Source organism: Microbaculum mangrovi (assembly GCF_051390635.1).
GTDB lineage: Bacteria > Pseudomonadota > Alphaproteobacteria > Rhizobiales > Tepidamorphaceae > Microbaculum.
The window spans coordinates 1-16,801 of record NZ_JBPODT010000012.1; the positions used below are offsets into that span (position 1 = coordinate 1).

Below are 16,801 nucleotides of genomic sequence, written 5' to 3' on the forward strand. Positions count from 1 at the left end.
AGGACGGTCTGCGCTTCGCCATCCGCGAAGGCGGCCGCACCGTCGGTGCCGGCGTCGTCTCCAAGATCATCGAGTAACGGCGGGCCCGTGGGATTAGGAGTGTAGCTCAACTGGCTAGAGCACCGGTCTCCAAAACCGGGGGTTGGGGGTTCGAGTCCCTCCACTCCTGCCAATCCAGAAAACGGGCATGATAACCGGCTAGGCCGGGCGAAACACGAACAGGTCATGGCGAAAACGAACCCCTTCGAGTTCATTCAGCAGGTCCGCGCCGAAGGGCGCAAAGTGACTTGGCCGAGCCGTCGCGAGACGATGATCACCACGGTGATGGTGTTCATCATGGTCACGCTCGCCAGCCTTTTCTTTCTGGCGGCGGACCAGATCCTGGCGTTCGGCGTCGGGTTCCTGCTCGGAACAGGCTGAGAGGAGCAGGACCCATGGCCATGCGCTGGTACATCGTCCACACCTACTCGAACTTCGAGAAGAAGGTCGCCGAGGCCATTCGAGAGAAGGCTACGGCGACCGGTCTTGCCGAAAGTTTCGAGGAAATCCTCGTACCGACCGAGAAGGTCGTCGAGGTGCGGCGCGGCCGAAAAATCGACACGGAACGCAAGTTTTTCCCCGGTTATGTCCTGGTTCGTATGGACATGACCGACGACGCATACCATCTGATCAAGAATACCCCGAAGGTCACGGGCTTCCTGGGAGCCGACAACAAGCCGACGCCGATTTCCGACGGAGAGGCGCAGCGGATCCTGCAGCAGGTGCAGGAAGGCATCGAGCGACCGAAGCCGTCCGTGCATTTCGACATCGGCGAGCAGGTGCGCGTCGCCGACGGTCCCTTTGCCTCCTTCAACGGTGTCGTCGAAGAGGTGGACGAGGAGCGGGCGCGGCTCAAGGTAGCCGTGTCCATTTTTGGCCGGGCGACCCCGGTCGAGCTGGAGTACGGGCAGGTCGAGAAGCTTTGACCCGCCTTGGATTGTGGGAGATCGGGTCGGCTGCCAACCGGCCATGATCGGACCACGCAACGCCAACGTCGTCGCAATGCGCGGCGCGGAGAGGTGAGAGAATGGCAAAGAAGATTATCGGCTACCTGAAGCTTCAGGTTCCGGCGGGTGCGGCAACGCCGTCACCCCCGATCGGTCCCGCGCTCGGCCAGCGTGGCTTGAATATCATGGAATTCTGCAAGGCGTTCAACGCCAATACGCAGGAAATGGAAAAGGGCGCGCCCTGTCCGACGGTCATCACGATCTATCAGGACAAGTCCTTCACCTTCGAGGTCAAGACGCCTCCGGCTGCCCATTTCCTGAAGCAGGCCGCCAAGCTCAACAAGGGGTCCGCCACGCCGGGCCGCGACAAGGCCGGCTCCGTCACCCGTGATCAGGTGCGCGAGATCGCCGAAGCAAAGATGAAGGATCTGAACGCCAACGACGTCGAGGCGGCGATGAAGATCATCGAAGGTTCCGCCCGGTCGATGGGCCTCGAGGTTCAGGGATAAGCGTCATGGCCAAATCAGGAAAGCGTATTCGCAATGCCCGCGAGGGCGTCGATCCGCGCACGCTGGTGGCGCTGTCGGACGCGGTGAAGATGGTCAGGGAACGCGCCACAGCGAAGTTCGACGAGACCATCGAGGTGGCGATCAACCTGGGCGTCGACCCGCGTCACGCCGACCAGATGGTGCGCGGCGTCTGCCAGCTGCCGAACGGCACCGGTCGCACGGTGCGCGTTGCCGTGTTCGCCAAGGGCGACAAGGCTGACGAGGCCAAGGCCGCCGGCGCCGACGTTGTTGGGGCGGAGGAACTGGTCGAGCAGGTGCAGAAGGGCGAGATCAACTTCGACCGCTGCATCGCCACGCCGGACATGATGCCGCTGGTCGGTCGTTTGGGTAAGGTCCTGGGCCCGCGCGGTCTTATGCCGAACCCGAAGGTCGGAACGGTCACGCCGGACGTGGCGTCGGCCGTCAAGGAGCAGAAGGGCGGTGCCGTAGAGTTTCGCGTCGAGAAGGCCGGCATCATCCAGGCTGGCGTCGGCAAGGCGAGCTTCGGCGAGGACCAGCTCATCGAGAACATCCGCGCGCTCGTTGACGCCGTGATCAAGGCCAAGCCGTCGGGCGCGAAGGGTACCTATTTCCAGCGTCTGGCCGTTTCCTCGACCATGGGGCCTGGCGTGCACGTCGAACCGTCGAGCGTGACGGCCAGCGCCTAACGCGCGACGGCGTAATCAGTTTCCGTCCGGGCGACCGGGCGGAGAGTACGGGTCTGGCGGTTCGCCGGCAGGCCCGCTACCTGTCCAAGACTGCCGGTGCTCTCGGGAACTGTTTCCCGGGGGCTTAAGTCCATACGGAGCCAGCATAGACGGGAATGAACCGGATACCCGGTTCGGACCTCGTTGTCCTCGTGGACCCGATATCGGGCCGCCGGGACGGGACAGGAACGCGAGCGTCGTCCTGGAACCGTCTTCAAGCGGCACTCCCGGGCGGCAAGGACAACCCGGCGGCGGATAATCGCCGCCAGATTGGAGAGAGCAGGTGGACAGAGCTGCAAAGTCTGAGCTCGTCGCGACACTCCACGACGTGTTTCAAGGCACGGGTGTGGTGGTCGTCGCCCACTACACCGGTCTCTCGGTTTCGGAAATGACGTCTCTTCGGAGCCGCATGCGCGAAGCCGGGGGCAAGGTGAAAGTGGCCAAGAACCGCCTTGCCAAGCTCGCGCTCGAGGGAACCGAGATCGCCCATATCGGCGACCTGCTGAAGGGTCCCACCGTGATCGCCTATTCCGACGATCCGGTGGCAGCCCCGAAGGTTGCGGTCGATTTCGCCAAGGCCAACCAGAAGCTGGTGATCCTTGGCGGCGCGATGGGTGCCACGGCCCTCGACCCGGAAGGCGTGAAGTCATTGGCGACGTTGCCGTCGCTCGATGAACTGAGGGCAAGGCTCGTCGGCATGATCAGTACGCCGGCGACCCGGGTTGCGCAGGTGCTCGCCGCGCCAGGCGGGCAGATTGCGCGGGTGCTTTCGGCGCATGCCGAACAAGGCGAGGCGGCCTGAAGGCCAACCGTTCAAACAGGTTCGAACCTAAAGGAAATGAGAAATGACTGATCTGTCGAAGATCGTTGACGAGCTTTCCAACCTCACCGTCCTCGAGGCGGCTGAGCTTTCGAAGATGCTCGAAGAGAAGTGGGGCGTCTCCGCGGCCGCTCCGGTTGCCGTCGCTGCTGTCGCCGGTGCCGGTGGCGGTGAAGCGGCTGCCGCTGAAGAGAAGACCGAGTTCGACGTGGTCCTGGCGTCCGCTGGCGCCCAGAAGATCAACGTGATCAAGGAAGTCCGCGCCATCACGGGCCTTGGCCTGAAGGAAGCCAAGGACCTGGTCGAAGGCGCGCCGAAGGCGGTCAAGGAAGCCGTGGCGAAGGCCGAGGCCGAAGAGATCAAGGGCAAGCTCGAGGCCGCCGGCGCGACCGTCGAACTTAAGTAAATTCTTGAATGGGCAGCGTTTTCCGGCGCTGGCCATTCGAAGGCCGCCGATGCGTTTTTTCGGTGGATAGATGTTGGGGAGGCCGCGGCAGCACGCCGCGGCCAAACCCGTCTCCGGGCGGCAGGATGCTGCCGGAGTGGAAAAGAGGCATTAGAACGTCTCACCAGATGGCCCGCCGGGGGCCCTTTGGCGAGCCGTTCGGGAACGACTAAGAGGATCGACGATGGCGCAGAGCTTCACCGGCCGCAAGCGTGTTCGCAAGACTTTCGGGAAAATCCGGGAAGTCGCCGCTCTCCCCAACCTGATCGAGGTGCAGAAGGCGTCCTACGACTACTTCCTGCAGGTCGACGAGCCCGAGGGCGGTCGCGACGACAGCGGTCTGCAGGCGGTTTTCGACTCGGTTTTCCCGATCAAGGATTTTGCCGAGACCGCCCAGCTCGAATTCGTGCGCTACGAGTTCGAACCGCCGAAGTACGACGTCGACGAGTGCCGCCAGCGCGGCATGACGTTCGCCGCGCCACTCAAGGTGACGCTGCGCCTGATCGTGTTCGATGTCGACGAGGACACCGGTGCGAAGTCCGTCAAGGACATCAAGGAGCAGGACGTCTACATGGGCGACATGCCGCTGATGACGGAGAACGGCACCTTCATCATCAATGGCACCGAACGCGTCATCGTCTCGCAGATGCACCGTTCGCCGGGCGTTTTCTTCGACCACGACAAGGGCAAGACCCATTCCTCGGGCAAGCTTCTGTTCGCCGCCCGCATCATTCCCTATCGCGGCTCCTGGCTGGATATCGAGTTCGACGCCAAGGATATCGTCCATGCGCGTATCGACCGTCGGCGCAAGCTGCCGGTGACGACGCTGCTGCTGGCGCTCGGCCTCGATCCGGAAGAAATCCTGTCGACCTTCTTCAACCACATCGAGCTGACGCAGATGAAGAACGGCGGATGGCGCCGTCCGTTCGATCCGATGAGCATGCGCGGCATCAAGGCGACGGCCGATCTCATCGATGCCGACAGTGGCAAGGTTGTCTGGGAAGCCGGCAAGAAGCTCACCGTCCGCAAGGCGCGCGATCTGTCCGAGAAGGGCCTGAAGGCGCTGAAGATCTCCGACGAGGAGATGGTCGGCATGTACCTGGCCAACGACATGGTCAACATGCAGACCGGCGAGATCCACGCCGAAGCCGGCGACGAGATCACCGCCGAAGTTCTGGAGGCGCTGACCGAAGCTGGCGTCGATACGATCAACGTGCTCGACATCGACCACGTCAACACCGGTCCGTTCATCCGCAACACGCTTGCGGTCGACAAGAACGACACCCGCGAAGACGCGCTGTTTGACATCTACCGGGTGATGCGCCCGGGCGAGCCGCCGACGATCGAGACGGCGGAGGCGATGTTCAATTCGCTGTTCTTCGATCCGGAACGGTATGACCTGTCCGCGGTCGGCCGCGTGAAGATGAACATCCGCCTGGAGCTGGATTGCCCGGATACGGTCCGTGTCCTGCGCAAGGAGGACATCCTGGCGGTCATCAAGACGCTGGTGGACCTGCGCGACGGCAAGGGCGACATCGACGACATCGACAACCTCGGCAATCGCCGCGTGCGTTCGGTCGGCGAGTTGATGGAGAACCAGTACCGGATCGGCCTCTTGCGCATGGAGCGGGCGATCAAGGAGCGCATGAGCTCGGTCGAGATCGACACGGCGATGCCGCAGGATCTGATCAACGCCAAGCCCGCCGCCGCCGCGGTCCGCGAGTTCTTCGGCTCCTCGCAGCTGTCGCAGTTCATGGACCAGACCAACCCGTTGTCGGAGATCACCCACAAGCGCCGCCTGTCGGCGCTTGGCCCGGGCGGTCTGACGCGCGAACGCGCCGGCTTCGAGGTGCGCGACGTGCATCCGACGCATTACGGCCGTATCTGCCCGATCGAAACGCCGGAAGGCCCGAACATCGGTCTGATCAACTCGCTGGCCACCTTTGCGCGTGTCAACAAGTACGGCTTCATCGAGGCGCCTTATCGCAAGGTGAAGGACGGCCACGTCACCGACGAGGTGGTGTATCTGTCGGCGATGGAGGAGGCCCGCCACCACATCGGCCAGGCCAATGCCGAGCTCGACGCCAAGGGCCAGTTCACCGAGGACCTGGTGGTTTGCCGCCACGCCGGCGACGTCGTCATGGTGACGCCGGACAAGGTGGACTACATGGACGTGTCGCCGAAACAGCTCGTTTCGGTCGCCGCGGCGCTCATTCCGTTCCTCGAGAACGATGACGCCAACCGCGCACTCATGGGTTCGAACATGCAGCGCCAGGCGGTGCCGCTGGTCAAGGCGGAAGCGCCGCTGGTCGGCACCGGCATGGAGGCCGTCGTCGCCCATGACTCCGGCGCGGCGATCTCGGCGCGGCGTGCGGGTGTCATCGACCAGGTCGACGCGACCCGTATCGTCATTCGGGCGACCGAGGATCTGGATCCGACCCGGTCCGGTGTCGACATCTACCGGCTGATGAAGTTCCAGCGCTCGAACCAGAACACCTGCATCAACCAGCGTCCGCTGGTGCGGGTCGGCGACATCGTCGCCAAGGGCGACATCATCGCCGACGGTCCCTCGACCGATCTCGGCGAGCTGGCGCTTGGCCGCAACGTGCTCGTCGCGTTCATGCCGTGGATGGGCTACAACTTCGAGGACTCGATCCTGCTTTCCGAGCGCGTCGTGCGCGACGACATCTTCACCTCGATCCACATCGAGGAATTCGAGGTGATGGCCCGCGACACCAAGCTCGGCCCGGAGGAAATCACCCGCGATATCCCGAACGTGTCGGAAGAGGCCCTGAAGAACCTCGACGAGGCGGGCATCGTCTATATCGGTGCCGAGGTGAATGCCGGCGACATCCTGGTCGGCAAGATCACGCCGAAGGGTGAGAGCCCGATGACGCCGGAAGAGAAGCTTCTGCGCGCCATCTTCGGCGAGAAGGCCTCGGACGTCCGCGACACCTCTCTGCGTGTTCCGCCCGGCGTAACCGGCACGATCGTCGAGGTGCGGGTGTTCAACCGGCACGGCGTCGACAAGGACGAGCGCGCGATTGCCATCGAACGCGAGGAGATCGAGCGGCTCGCCAAGGACCGCGACGACGAACAGGCGATCCTCGATCGCAACGTGTTCGGCCGTCTGCACGACATGCTGGTCGGCAAGGTCGCCGCGAGCGGTCCGAAGGGAGTCAAGAAGGACACCAAGATCACGAAGGACCTTCTCGGCGAATTGCCGCGGTCGCAGTGGTGGCAGTTCGGCCTCGCCAACGAATCGTCGATGTCCGAGGTCGAGGCGCTGCGCAAGCAGTACGACGAGTCCAAGAAGCGGCTGGAGCAGCGGTTCCTGGACAAGGTCGAGAAGCTGCAGCGCGGCGATGAGCTGCCGCCCGGTGTGATGAAGATGGTCAAGGTCTTCGTCGCCGTGAAGCGCAAGCTGCAGCCCGGCGACAAGATGGCCGGCCGGCACGGCAACAAGGGTGTGGTCAGCCGGATCATGCCGATCGAAGACATGCCGTTCCTCGAAGACGGCACGCATGTCGACATCGTGCTGAACCCGCTGGGCGTGCCGAGCCGCATGAACGTCGGTCAGATTCTCGAGACGCATCTGGGCTGGGCCTGCGCGGGCCTTGGCAAGCAGATCGGCGAGGCGGTCGAAGCGTATCGCAAGAGCAACGACGCCAAGACGCTGAAGAGCGCGTTCACGAAGATCTATGGCAAGGACGAGACGGTCGCCTCGCTCGAGGAGGACGGTCTGGTCGAGCTCGGCGGCAACCTGAGGAACGGCGTGCCGATCGCGACGCCGGTGTTCGACGGCGCCCACGAGCCCGACATCGTCGACATGCTCGAGTTGGCCGGTCTCGACGGCTCGGGGCAGGTGACGCTGTACGACGGACGCTCGGGCGAGCCGTTCGACCGCAAGGTGACGGTGGGCTATATCTACATGCTCAAGCTGCATCACCTGGTGGACGACAAGATCCATGCCCGTTCGATCGGCCCCTACAGTCTCGTCACCCAACAGCCGCTGGGCGGCAAGGCCCAGTTCGGCGGCCAGCGTTTCGGCGAGATGGAGGTGTGGGCGCTGGAAGCTTACGGCGCTGCGTATACCTTGCAGGAAATGCTGACCGTGAAGTCGGATGACGTCGCCGGCCGCACGAAAGTCTACGAAGCCATCGTTCGCGGTGACGATACGTTCGAGGCGGGCATCCCCGAATCGTTCAACGTTCTCGTCAAGGAAATGCGGTCGCTTGGTCTCAACGTCGAACTGATCACCAGCCGTCCGCAGGATGCACCCGCGCCGGCCGGGCCGATGTTGCCGCCGCCGGCGGATGCCGCCGAGTAGCGGTCGGCATTAATCGGTCTCGCACTATTTCGAAATCTCCGCCGGTCCGGGGCGCAGGCTGCCCCGGACGGCCCAAAGGGAGCAGGACATGAACCAGGAAGTCCTCAACCTCTTCAATCCGACGGCACCGCAGCAGACGTTCGATCAGATCCGGATCTCGCTGGCGAGCCCGGAAAAGATCAAGTCGTGGTCGTTCGGCGAGATCAAGAAGCCGGAGACGATCAACTACCGGACGTTCAAGCCGGAGCGCGACGGCCTGTTCTGTGCCCGCATCTTCGGCCCGATCAAGGATTACGAGTGCTTGTGCGGCAAGTACAAGCGCATGAAGTACAAGGGCATCATCTGCGAGAAATGCGGCGTCGAGGTCACCCTGTCGCGCGTGCGTCGCGAGCGCATGGGCCACATCGAGCTGGCCGCCCCGGTCGCGCACATCTGGTTCCTGAAGTCGCTGCCGAGCCGCATCGGCATGATCCTCGACATGACGCTCAAGGATCTCGAGCGCATCCTCTATTTCGAGAACTACGTCGTCACCGAGCCGGGCCTGACCGCGCTCAAGTACGGCCAGCTCCTCACCGAGGAGGAGTATCTCGACTTCCAGGATCAGTTCGGCGAAGACGCGTTCACGGCGCAGATCGGCGCCGAGGCGATCCGCGACATGCTGATGGCGCTCGACCTGCACAAGCTGAGCGAGGACCTGCGGCAGGAGATTGCCGAGTCGACGACGGAGCTTAAGCCCAAGAAGCTCGCAAAGCGGTTGAAGCTCATCGAGTCGTTCACCGAGTCCGGTAATCGGCCTGAATGGATGATCATGACGATCGTGCCGGTCATTCCGCCCGACCTGCGTCCGCTGGTTCCGCTCGATGGTGGCCGGTTCGCGACGTCGGACCTGAACGACCTGTACCGGCGCGTGATCAACCGCAACAACCGGCTGAAGCGCCTCATCGAGCTGCGTGCCCCTGACATCATCATCCGAAACGAAAAGCGGATGCTGCAGGAGTCCGTCGACGCGCTGTTCGACAACGGCAGGCGCGGCCGCGTCATCACCGGCGCGAACAAGCGTCCGCTCAAGTCGCTCGCCGACATGCTGAAAGGCAAGCAGGGCCGGTTCAGGCAGAACCTGCTCGGCAAGCGCGTCGACTACTCGGGACGGTCCGTGATCGTGGTCGGCCCCGAGCTGAAGCTGCATCAGTGCGGCCTGCCGAAGAAGATGGCGCTGGAGCTGTTCAAGCCGTTCATCTACTCGCGGCTGGAGGCCAAGGGGCTGTCCTCGACAGTCAAGCAGGCCAAGAAGCTGGTCGAGAAGGAGAAGCCGGAGGTCTGGGATATCCTCGACGAGGTGATCCGCGAGCACCCGGTCATGCTGAACCGTGCGCCGACGCTTCACCGCCTTGGCATCCAGGCGTTCGAGCCGACCCTCATCGAGGGCAAGGCGATCCAGCTGCATCCGCTCGTCTGCGCCGCGTTCAACGCCGACTTCGACGGCGACCAGATGGCAGTGCACGTGCCGCTGTCGCTGGAAGCCCAGCTCGAAGCCCGCGTGCTGATGATGTCGACCAACAATATCCTGCACCCGGCCAACGGCTCGCCGATCATCGTGCCGTCGCAGGATATCGTGCTCGGTCTCTACTACGTGTCGCAGGAGCGCGCGAACGAACCGGGAGAGGGCATGATTTTCGCCTCGATCGGTGAGCTCGAGCACGCCCTGAACTCGAGGGCGGTGACGCTGCACGCGAAGATCAAGGGCCGCTATATCGGCGTCGATCAGGACGGCAACCCGGTGTCGAAGATCTACGACACCACGCCGGGTCGCATGCTGCTGGGCCAGCTCCTGCCGAAGAACGTGGCGGTGCCCTTCGAGGTGGTCAACAAGCTGCTCACCAAGAAGGAGATCTCCAACGCGATCGACACCGTCTACCGCCATTGCGGGCAGAAGGAGACGGTGATCTTCTGCGACCGGATCATGGCACTCGGCTTCAGGCACGCGTGTCTTGCCGGCATTTCCTTCGGCAAGGATGACATGGTCATTCCGGACACGAAGGAGAAGCTTGTCGACGAGACCCGTCAGCTCGCCAAGGAATACGAGCAGCAGTACAACGACGGCCTCATCACGCAGGGCGAGAAGTACAACAAGGTCGTCGACGCGTGGGCGAAGTGCACCGATCGCGTCGCCGACGAGATGATGGCGCGTATCTCCGCCGTTCAGGTTGACGACAAGAACGGCCGCGAGAAGCCCATCAACTCGATCTACATGATGGCCCACTCCGGTGCCCGTGGTTCGCCGGCGCAGATGAAGCAGCTCGCCGGCATGCGCGGCCTGATGGCCAAGCCGTCAGGCGAGATCATCGAGAGCCCGATCATCTCGAACTTCAAGGAAGGCCTGTCGGTACTCGAGTACTTCAACTCGACCCACGGCGCCCGAAAGGGACTGGCCGATACCGCGCTGAAGACGGCCAACTCCGGTTACCTGACGCGTCGCCTCGTCGACGTTGCGCAGGACTCGATCATCACCGAGGTCGATTGCGGGAGTGAAAAGGGCATCTCCATGACCGCCGTCGTCGACGCCGGCGAGGTGATCGTGTCGCTCGGCCAGCGCGTGCTTGGCCGTACCGCCGCCGAGGACGTCGTCGATCCGTCGACCGAGGAGCTGATTGTCAAGGCGGGCGTAATTATCGAGGAACGTCATGTCGAGGCGATCGAGGCCGCGCAGCTTCAGGAGATGAAGATTCGCTCGGTCCTCACCTGCGAGACCCGCAATGGCGTCTGCGCGGCCTGCTACGGCCGCGACCTGGCACGCGGCACGCCGGTCAACCAGGGCGAAGCGGTCGGCGTCATCGCGGCGCAGTCGATCGGCGAGCCGGGTACCCAGCTCACCATGCGCACGTTCCACATCGGCGGGACGGCGCAGATCGCCGAGCAATCCTTCATCGAGTCGAATTTCGACGGCACGGTTCAGCTCAAGAACCGTAACATCGTGCGCGACTCCGAAGGCACGCTGATCGTCATGGGCCGTTCGGTTTCGCTGGTGATCGTCGATGGCGAGGGCAACGAGCGGGCCGTGCACCGGCTCAACTACGGCACGCGCCTCAGGGTCGACGACGGTGACCAGGTCAAGCGCGGCCAGCGCCTGGCCGAGTGGGATCCGTATACGCGCCCGATCATCACCGAGGTGGACGGCGTGGTCGGCTTCGAGGACCTGGTCGAAGGCGCTTCGCTTGCCGAGACCGCCGATGAGTCGACCGGTATCACCAAGCGCGTGGTCATCGACTGGCGCACAACGCAGCGTGGCGCAGACCTGAAGCCGGCCCTTGTCATCAAGGACAAGGACGGCGATGTGAAGAAGCTGTCGCGCGGCGGCGACGCCCGTTACCTTCTGGCCGTCGACACCGTTATGACGGTGGAGCCCGGCGAGACGGTGAAGGCCGGCGACGTTCTGGCGCGTATCACGCTGGAAAGTGCCAAGACCCGCGACATCACCGGTGGTCTGCCGCGCGTTGCCGAACTGTTCGAGGCCAGGCGTCCGAAGGACCACGCCATCATCGCCGAGATTTCGGGCACGGTGCGTTTCGAGCGCGACTACAAGAACAAGCGCCGCATCCGCATCGACCCGACCGAGGAAGGTGATGAGGCGCGCGAGTATCTCATCCCGAAGGGCCGCCACCTGTACGTCCAGGAAGGTGACCACATCGAGAAAGGCGAGTACATCCTCGACGGTAACCCGGCGCCGCACGATATCCTCGCGATCAAGGGCGTCGAGGAGCTGGCGGCCTATCTGGTCAACGAGATCCAGGAGGTCTACCGGCTGCAGGGCGTGTCGATCAACGACAAGCATATCGAGGTCATCGTCCGGCAGATGCTGCAGAAGGTCGAAATCTCCGATCCGGGCGATTCCGACTTCCTGACGGGTGAGCAGGTCGACCAGATCGAGATGCAGGAAACCGCCGAACGGCTGGTGGAAGAGGGCAAGAAGCCGCCGGTCGGCTCGCCCGTTCTGCTGGGCATAACCAAAGCAAGCCTGCAGACCCGCAGCTTCATCTCCGCGGCGTCGTTCCAGGAAACCACCCGCGTGCTCACCGAAGCCTCGGTGCAGGGCAAGGTGGACAATCTGGAAGGCCTCAAGGAGAACGTGATCGTGGGCCGCCTGATCCCGGCGGGCACCGGTTCGGTGATGAGCAAGATGCGGCAGGTCGCGACGCATCGCGACGACCTGATCGTGGAGAGCCGCGAGCAGCAGGCCGGTATCGAGCCTGGCAGCCTGGCTGGTGAGGAAAGCGGAATGCCGGCGGAGTAAGCGTCCGGCTGTACCACCCAGTCGCGGTTCGCCGCTTTAGACGAGAAAACGGGCCGGTTCGTCAGGATCGGCCCGTTTCATATCCGACTTTACTGTTTTTAATACCGCGTTCCTCTAGTATCTGCTCTGCAGACGACCGGTGGGGGAGGTCGGCAGCAGTCGGGTCGTGCCATTTTCGCGTCGGATTTCGAGAGATCATTGCATCATGCAGTCGACAGCAAACAGCACCGTGCGCCCGAAGACCGTGTCCGCGGCCATCGTCGGGCTGGCCATGCTCGCTGTGGCCGCCACGTCGGCGCGGGCCGAAGAAGTGGAATATCGCGGCAGCGGCTATCTCAAGAACTTCACCGCGGCGTGCGCGCCCAAGGGCTATGACGAACCGGTATTCGTCAACGCCATCTACCGGCCGCGCAAGCTCGGCACCAATGGGTCGGGCACGCGACTGTCGTTCTTCCTCCAGCCGTTCTATGCGATGAGCTACGAGCTGCCGAAAGGCAGGCTCGGCAAGCGCTTCAAGAAGGTCGTCGGCGGTGCGACGGGAACGGCGACGGAATTCTTCAGCACGCGGCCGCGCGTGCGCCTCACCGATGCGAACCCGGGCCGGATCAATCTCAAGACCACCTCGGTGACCCTGGCCGGTCAGATCGACAATTTCGATGGAATCAAGGGCTGCAGGGCGGACTTCGAGCTGGGATTGAACTACCATCCCTGAAGCCTGCGCCTGGTTCATTCCGACAGACCGCGTGGCCCGGAACGAGGAGCAGCCATGAGTCGCGAACCCGAAATCGAAGAGACGACGGTCTATATCGTGGTCGGGCGGGCGTTCCGCGAAGATAGCCAGCCGGACCCGGTCGACGACGACGACGAGACGGGAGCGATCGCGATCAACGTTCTCCTGACCGCGGCCGATGACGAGGAATGCCTGCAGAAGGCGCTTCAGGCGCTGGCCGGGCAGGGGTTCGTCCGGGTCGAACTCGACCGCGTCGGAATCATCGAGGGCGAACCGGACGATCCAACCTTTGCCTCGGCCTATGGAAACGCCATCGATGGCCAAGTCGCGGTCATCGCATTCCATGGCTGAGCCGATTCTCCAGGCGGAGGCGATTCCTGCCGGATTCGACCGAATCCGGCGCCGGGGACGCGCCGGAATCGGGAACGGGGGCATTGGCACCGGAATTTTGTTCGATCATGTCGCCGAAAGCGCGGAATCTGCTCTAAAATTGCGCGACAACGGGGGTTGACGGCTCACGGCCCCGGGCATATGTTTCGCCTCGTTTCGCGGCAGGTGGTAGGCCCGTTTCGTTCGGCTCGACACGAGCTGGACCTAGGACGCCTAAACACTGACGCTCGTCATGCGACGAACAACAGCGAAGCAAGATCGGGCCCGTAAAGGGCGCGATCCTCTGCATGTTCAGGCCGGCGGCTATTATTGGCGTCGGTCCGACTTGTTTTGTAACCGGAAGTCCGGCCTACAAAGGTCGGCGCAGGACTGAAGAAGGCGATCGATGCCGACGATCAACCAATTGATCCGCAAACCGCGGAAAGCGCCGTTGAAGCGCAACAAGGCGCCGGCCATGGAGGCTTGCCCCCAGAAGCGCGGCGTGTGCACGCGCGTCTACACGACGACGCCGAAGAAGCCGAACTCGGCGCTGCGTAAGGTGGCGAAGATCCGGCTGACGAACGGCTTCGAAGTGATCGGGTACATTCCTGGTGAGGGCCACAACCTTCAGGAGCACTCGGTGGTGATGATCCGTGGCGGCCGCGTGAAGGATCTTCCGGGCGTGCGCTACCACATTCTTCGCGGCGTGCTCGACACCCAGGGTGTCTCGGCTCGCCGTCAGCGCCGTTCGAAGTATGGAGCGAAGAGGCCTAAGTGATTGGGCCTCTTTGTGTTTGGCTCACCCCGGGGGTGGGCGAGACGCAGAGACGAACATGGCGTCCATGGGCTGTTCCCGGGCGCATAGATTGGAAAGAGTGAGGACGAGCCGATGTCTCGCCGCCACAGAGCCGAAAAGCGCGAGATCATTCCGGATCCCAAGTTTGGTGATCTGGTGATCTCGAAGTTCATGAACTCCGTCATGTACCACGGCAAGAAGTCCGCCGCCGAGGGTATCGTGTACGGTGCGTTCGACGCGATCGAAGGTCGTGCCAAGCAGGATCCGGTGTCCGTGTTCCATCAGGCGCTGGAAAACGTCATGCCGGCTGTCGAGGTTCGCTCGCGGCGCGTCGGTGGTGCCACGTACCAGGTTCCTGTCGAGGTTCGTCCCGACCGGCGCCAGGCGCTGGCCATCCGCTGGCTGATCGCCGCGGCGCGTGCACGCAATGAGCGCACCATGGTAGAGCGCCTGTCCGGCGAACTGCTGGATGCGGCGAACAATCGTGGCACCGCTGTTAAGAAGCGTGAAGATACGCACCGGATGGCGGAGGCCAATCGCGCCTTCTCGCATTACCGCTGGTGACGAGGATCCGGAGCGACGACAATGGCCCGCACGCATAAGATCGAAGATTATCGCAACTTCGGCATCATGGCTCACATCGATGCCGGCAAGACCACGACGACCGAGCGCGTCCTCTTCTACACGGGTAAGAGCCACAAGTTGGGCGAAACCCATGAGGGTGCTGCCACCATGGACTGGATGGCGCAGGAGCAGGAGCGCGGCATCACGATTACGTCTGCCGCGACGACCGCTTACTGGAAGGACAAGCGTCTCAACATCATCGACACGCCCGGCCACGTCGACTTCACGATCGAGGTCGAGCGCAGCTTGCGGGTGCTCGATGGCGCGGTCGCGCTGCTGGACGCCAACGCCGGTGTCGAGCCGCAGACCGAGACCGTCTGGCGCCAGGCCGACAAGTATCACGTGCCGCGGATGATCTTCGTCAACAAGATGGACAAGATCGGCGCCGACTTCTTCCGGTGCATCGACATGATCAAGAGCCGCCTCGGCGCGGCCCCGCTCGTGATCGATCTGCCGATCGGCGCGGAAACCGAATTCAAGGGCGTCATCGACCTCGTCCAGATGAAGGGTATCATCTGGAAGGACGAGAGCCTCGGCGCCCAGTTCGACTATATCGACATTCCGGCAGACCTTCAGGCGCAGGCCGAGGAGTACCGGGAGAAGCTGGTCGAGCAGGCCGTCGAGATCGACGAGGCCGCGATGGAAGCGTACCTCGAGGGCAACATGCCCGACGAGGCGACGTTGAAGGGCCTGATCCGCAAGGGCACGATCAGCAACACCTTTGTTCCCGTCCTGTGTGGCTCCGCGTTCAAGAACAAGGGTGTGCAGCCGCTCCTCGACGCCGTCGTCGACTACCTGCCGTCTCCGGTCGATGTTCCGGACATCAAGGGTATCGATCCGAAGACCGAGGCCGAGATCAAGCGCCGGTCGAGTGATGAAGAGCCGATGTCGCTGTTGGCGTTCAAGGTCATGAACGACCCGTTCGTCGGTTCGCTGACCTTCTGCCGCATCTATTCGGGCAAGCTGGAGTCGGGCACTCAGGTGCTCAACACGGTGAAGGACAAGCGCGAGCGTATCGGTCGCATGCTGCACATGCACGCGAACCATCGCGAGGACATCAAGGAAGCCTATGCGGGCGACATCGTCGCCATCGCCGGGCTGAAAGATGTGACGACCGGTGACACGCTGTGCGAGCCGTTGAAGCCCGTCATCCTCGAGCGGATGGAATTCCCGGATCCGGTCATCGAGATCGCGATCGAGCCGAAGACCAAGGCGGACCAGGAAAAGATGGGCATGGCGCTCAACCGCCTTGCGCAGGAAGATCCGTCCTTCCGGGTCGGCACGGACGAGGAATCCGGCCAGACGATCATCAAGGGCATGGGCGAGCTTCACCTCGATATCCTCGTTGACCGCATGAAGCGCGAGTTCAAGGTTGAGGCCAATATCGGTGCGCCGCAGGTTGCCTATCGCGAGACGATCACCAAGCAGGCCGAAGTCGACTACACGCACAAGAAGCAGACCGGCGGTTCCGGCCAGTTCGCTCGCGTGAAGATCATCCTCGAGCCGGGCGAGCAGGGGACGGGTTTCGTCTTCGAAAACAAGATCGTCGGCGGCGTCGTGCCGAAGGAATACATTCCGGGTGTCGAGAAGGGCGTCCAGTCGGTGCTGGGCTCGGGCGTTTTGGCCGGGTTCCCGATGCTCGACGTCAAGGTGTCGCTTATCGACGGTGCCTATCACGACGTCGACTCGAGTGTTCTGGCCTTCGAAATTGCCGCGCGGGCTGCGTTCCGCGAGGGTGTTCAGAAGGCCGGTCCGAAGCTTCTCGAGCCTGTCATGAAGGTCGAGGTGGTGACGCCGGACGAGTACATGGGCGACATCATTGGTGATCTGAACAGCCGTCGTGGGCAGATCCAGGGTACGGAGACGCGCGGTATCGCGACCGTCGTCAATGCGATGGTCCCGCTGGCCAACATGTTCGGCTACGTGAACACGTTGCGCTCGATGAGCCAGGGCCGCGCCCAGTACACGATGCAGTTCGACCACTACGAGCAGGTTCCGCAGGCGGTCGCCGAGGAAGTTCAGGCCAAGTTCGCCTGATCGCCAATCGAGATCGAAAAGACGCGATAAGAGTGGAGAGCCAAGATGGCCAAAGGTAAGTTTGAGCGGACGAAGCCGCACTGCAACATCGGCACGATTGGTCACGTTGACCACGGCAAGA

The 16,801-nt window shown here is 63.1% G+C and carries 14 protein-coding genes and 1 tRNA gene; all 15 read left to right on the forward strand.

All coding sequences use genetic code 11. The features are described from left to right. Window positions 1–77: EF-Tu C-terminal domain-related protein (locus ACSF9G_RS23760; RefSeq protein WP_219435318.1), on the forward strand; the 77-nt coding region annotated here is incomplete at its 5' end. A gap of 18 nt (window positions 78–95) precedes the next feature. Further along, window positions 96–172 (forward strand) — tRNA-Trp (locus ACSF9G_RS23765). A 53-nt stretch (window positions 173–225) separates the two neighbouring features. Continuing rightward, entirely contained in the window at window positions 226–420 is a 195-nt protein-coding gene (gene secE / locus ACSF9G_RS23770) for a preprotein translocase subunit SecE (RefSeq protein WP_436644550.1), read from the forward strand. A 14-nt stretch (window positions 421–434) separates the two neighbouring features. After that, complete coding sequence (gene nusG, locus ACSF9G_RS23775; protein WP_436644551.1) at window positions 435–965, forward strand: transcription termination/antitermination protein NusG; 531 nt, start codon at window positions 435–437, stop codon at window positions 963–965. 101 nt (window positions 966–1,066) lie between these two features. Continuing rightward, on the forward strand, window positions 1,067–1,495 hold the full coding sequence (rplK, locus tag ACSF9G_RS23780) for a 50S ribosomal protein L11 (protein ID WP_436644552.1): 429 nt from the start codon (window positions 1,067–1,069) through the stop codon (window positions 1,493–1,495). Between the two features lie 5 nt (window positions 1,496–1,500). Beyond that, window positions 1,501–2,202, forward strand: a complete 702-nt coding sequence (rplA, locus tag ACSF9G_RS23785) for a 50S ribosomal protein L1 (RefSeq protein WP_436644553.1) — start codon at window positions 1,501–1,503, stop codon at window positions 2,200–2,202. Between the two features lie 322 nt (window positions 2,203–2,524). Further along, on the forward strand, window positions 2,525–3,043 hold the full coding sequence (gene rplJ / locus ACSF9G_RS23790; RefSeq protein ID WP_436644554.1) for a 50S ribosomal protein L10: 519 nt from the start codon (window positions 2,525–2,527) through the stop codon (window positions 3,041–3,043). A 43-nt stretch (window positions 3,044–3,086) separates the two neighbouring features. Beyond that, a complete protein-coding gene (rplL, locus tag ACSF9G_RS23795) occupies window positions 3,087–3,467 on the forward strand; it encodes a 50S ribosomal protein L7/L12 (RefSeq protein ID WP_436644555.1) in 381 nt (126 codons plus the stop codon). Window positions 3,468–3,690: 223 nt separating this feature from the next. Further along, on the forward strand, window positions 3,691–7,836 hold the full coding sequence (gene rpoB / locus ACSF9G_RS23800; protein WP_436644556.1) for a DNA-directed RNA polymerase subunit beta: 4,146 nt from the start codon (window positions 3,691–3,693) through the stop codon (window positions 7,834–7,836). Between the two features lie 88 nt (window positions 7,837–7,924). Beyond that, window positions 7,925–12,124 carry a DNA-directed RNA polymerase subunit beta' gene (rpoC, locus tag ACSF9G_RS23805; RefSeq protein WP_436644557.1) on the forward strand — a complete coding sequence of 1,400 codons (4,200 nt, stop codon included), beginning with the start codon at window positions 7,925–7,927 and terminating at the stop codon, window positions 12,122–12,124. A gap of 205 nt (window positions 12,125–12,329) precedes the next feature. Continuing rightward, window positions 12,330–12,836 carry a hypothetical protein gene (locus ACSF9G_RS23810; RefSeq protein ID WP_436644558.1) on the forward strand — a complete coding sequence of 169 codons (507 nt, stop codon included), beginning with the start codon at window positions 12,330–12,332 and terminating at the stop codon, window positions 12,834–12,836. Between the two features lie 54 nt (window positions 12,837–12,890). Then, the gene (locus ACSF9G_RS23815; RefSeq protein ID WP_436644559.1) at window positions 12,891–13,205 is read left to right on the forward strand and encodes a regulator; all 315 of its coding nucleotides are present in this window, start codon (window positions 12,891–12,893) and stop codon (window positions 13,203–13,205) included. 424 nt (window positions 13,206–13,629) lie between these two features. Next, on the forward strand, window positions 13,630–14,001 hold the full coding sequence (gene rpsL, locus ACSF9G_RS23820; protein ID WP_261618508.1) for a 30S ribosomal protein S12: 372 nt from the start codon (window positions 13,630–13,632) through the stop codon (window positions 13,999–14,001). A gap of 111 nt (window positions 14,002–14,112) precedes the next feature. Next, a complete protein-coding gene (gene rpsG, locus ACSF9G_RS23825; protein ID WP_436644560.1) occupies window positions 14,113–14,583 on the forward strand; it encodes a 30S ribosomal protein S7 in 471 nt (156 codons plus the stop codon). Window positions 14,584–14,604: 21 nt separating this feature from the next. Next, window positions 14,605–16,680 carry an elongation factor G gene (gene fusA / locus ACSF9G_RS23830; protein ID WP_436644561.1) on the forward strand — a complete coding sequence of 692 codons (2,076 nt, stop codon included), beginning with the start codon at window positions 14,605–14,607 and terminating at the stop codon, window positions 16,678–16,680. Window positions 16,681–16,801: the final 121 nt, after the last annotated feature.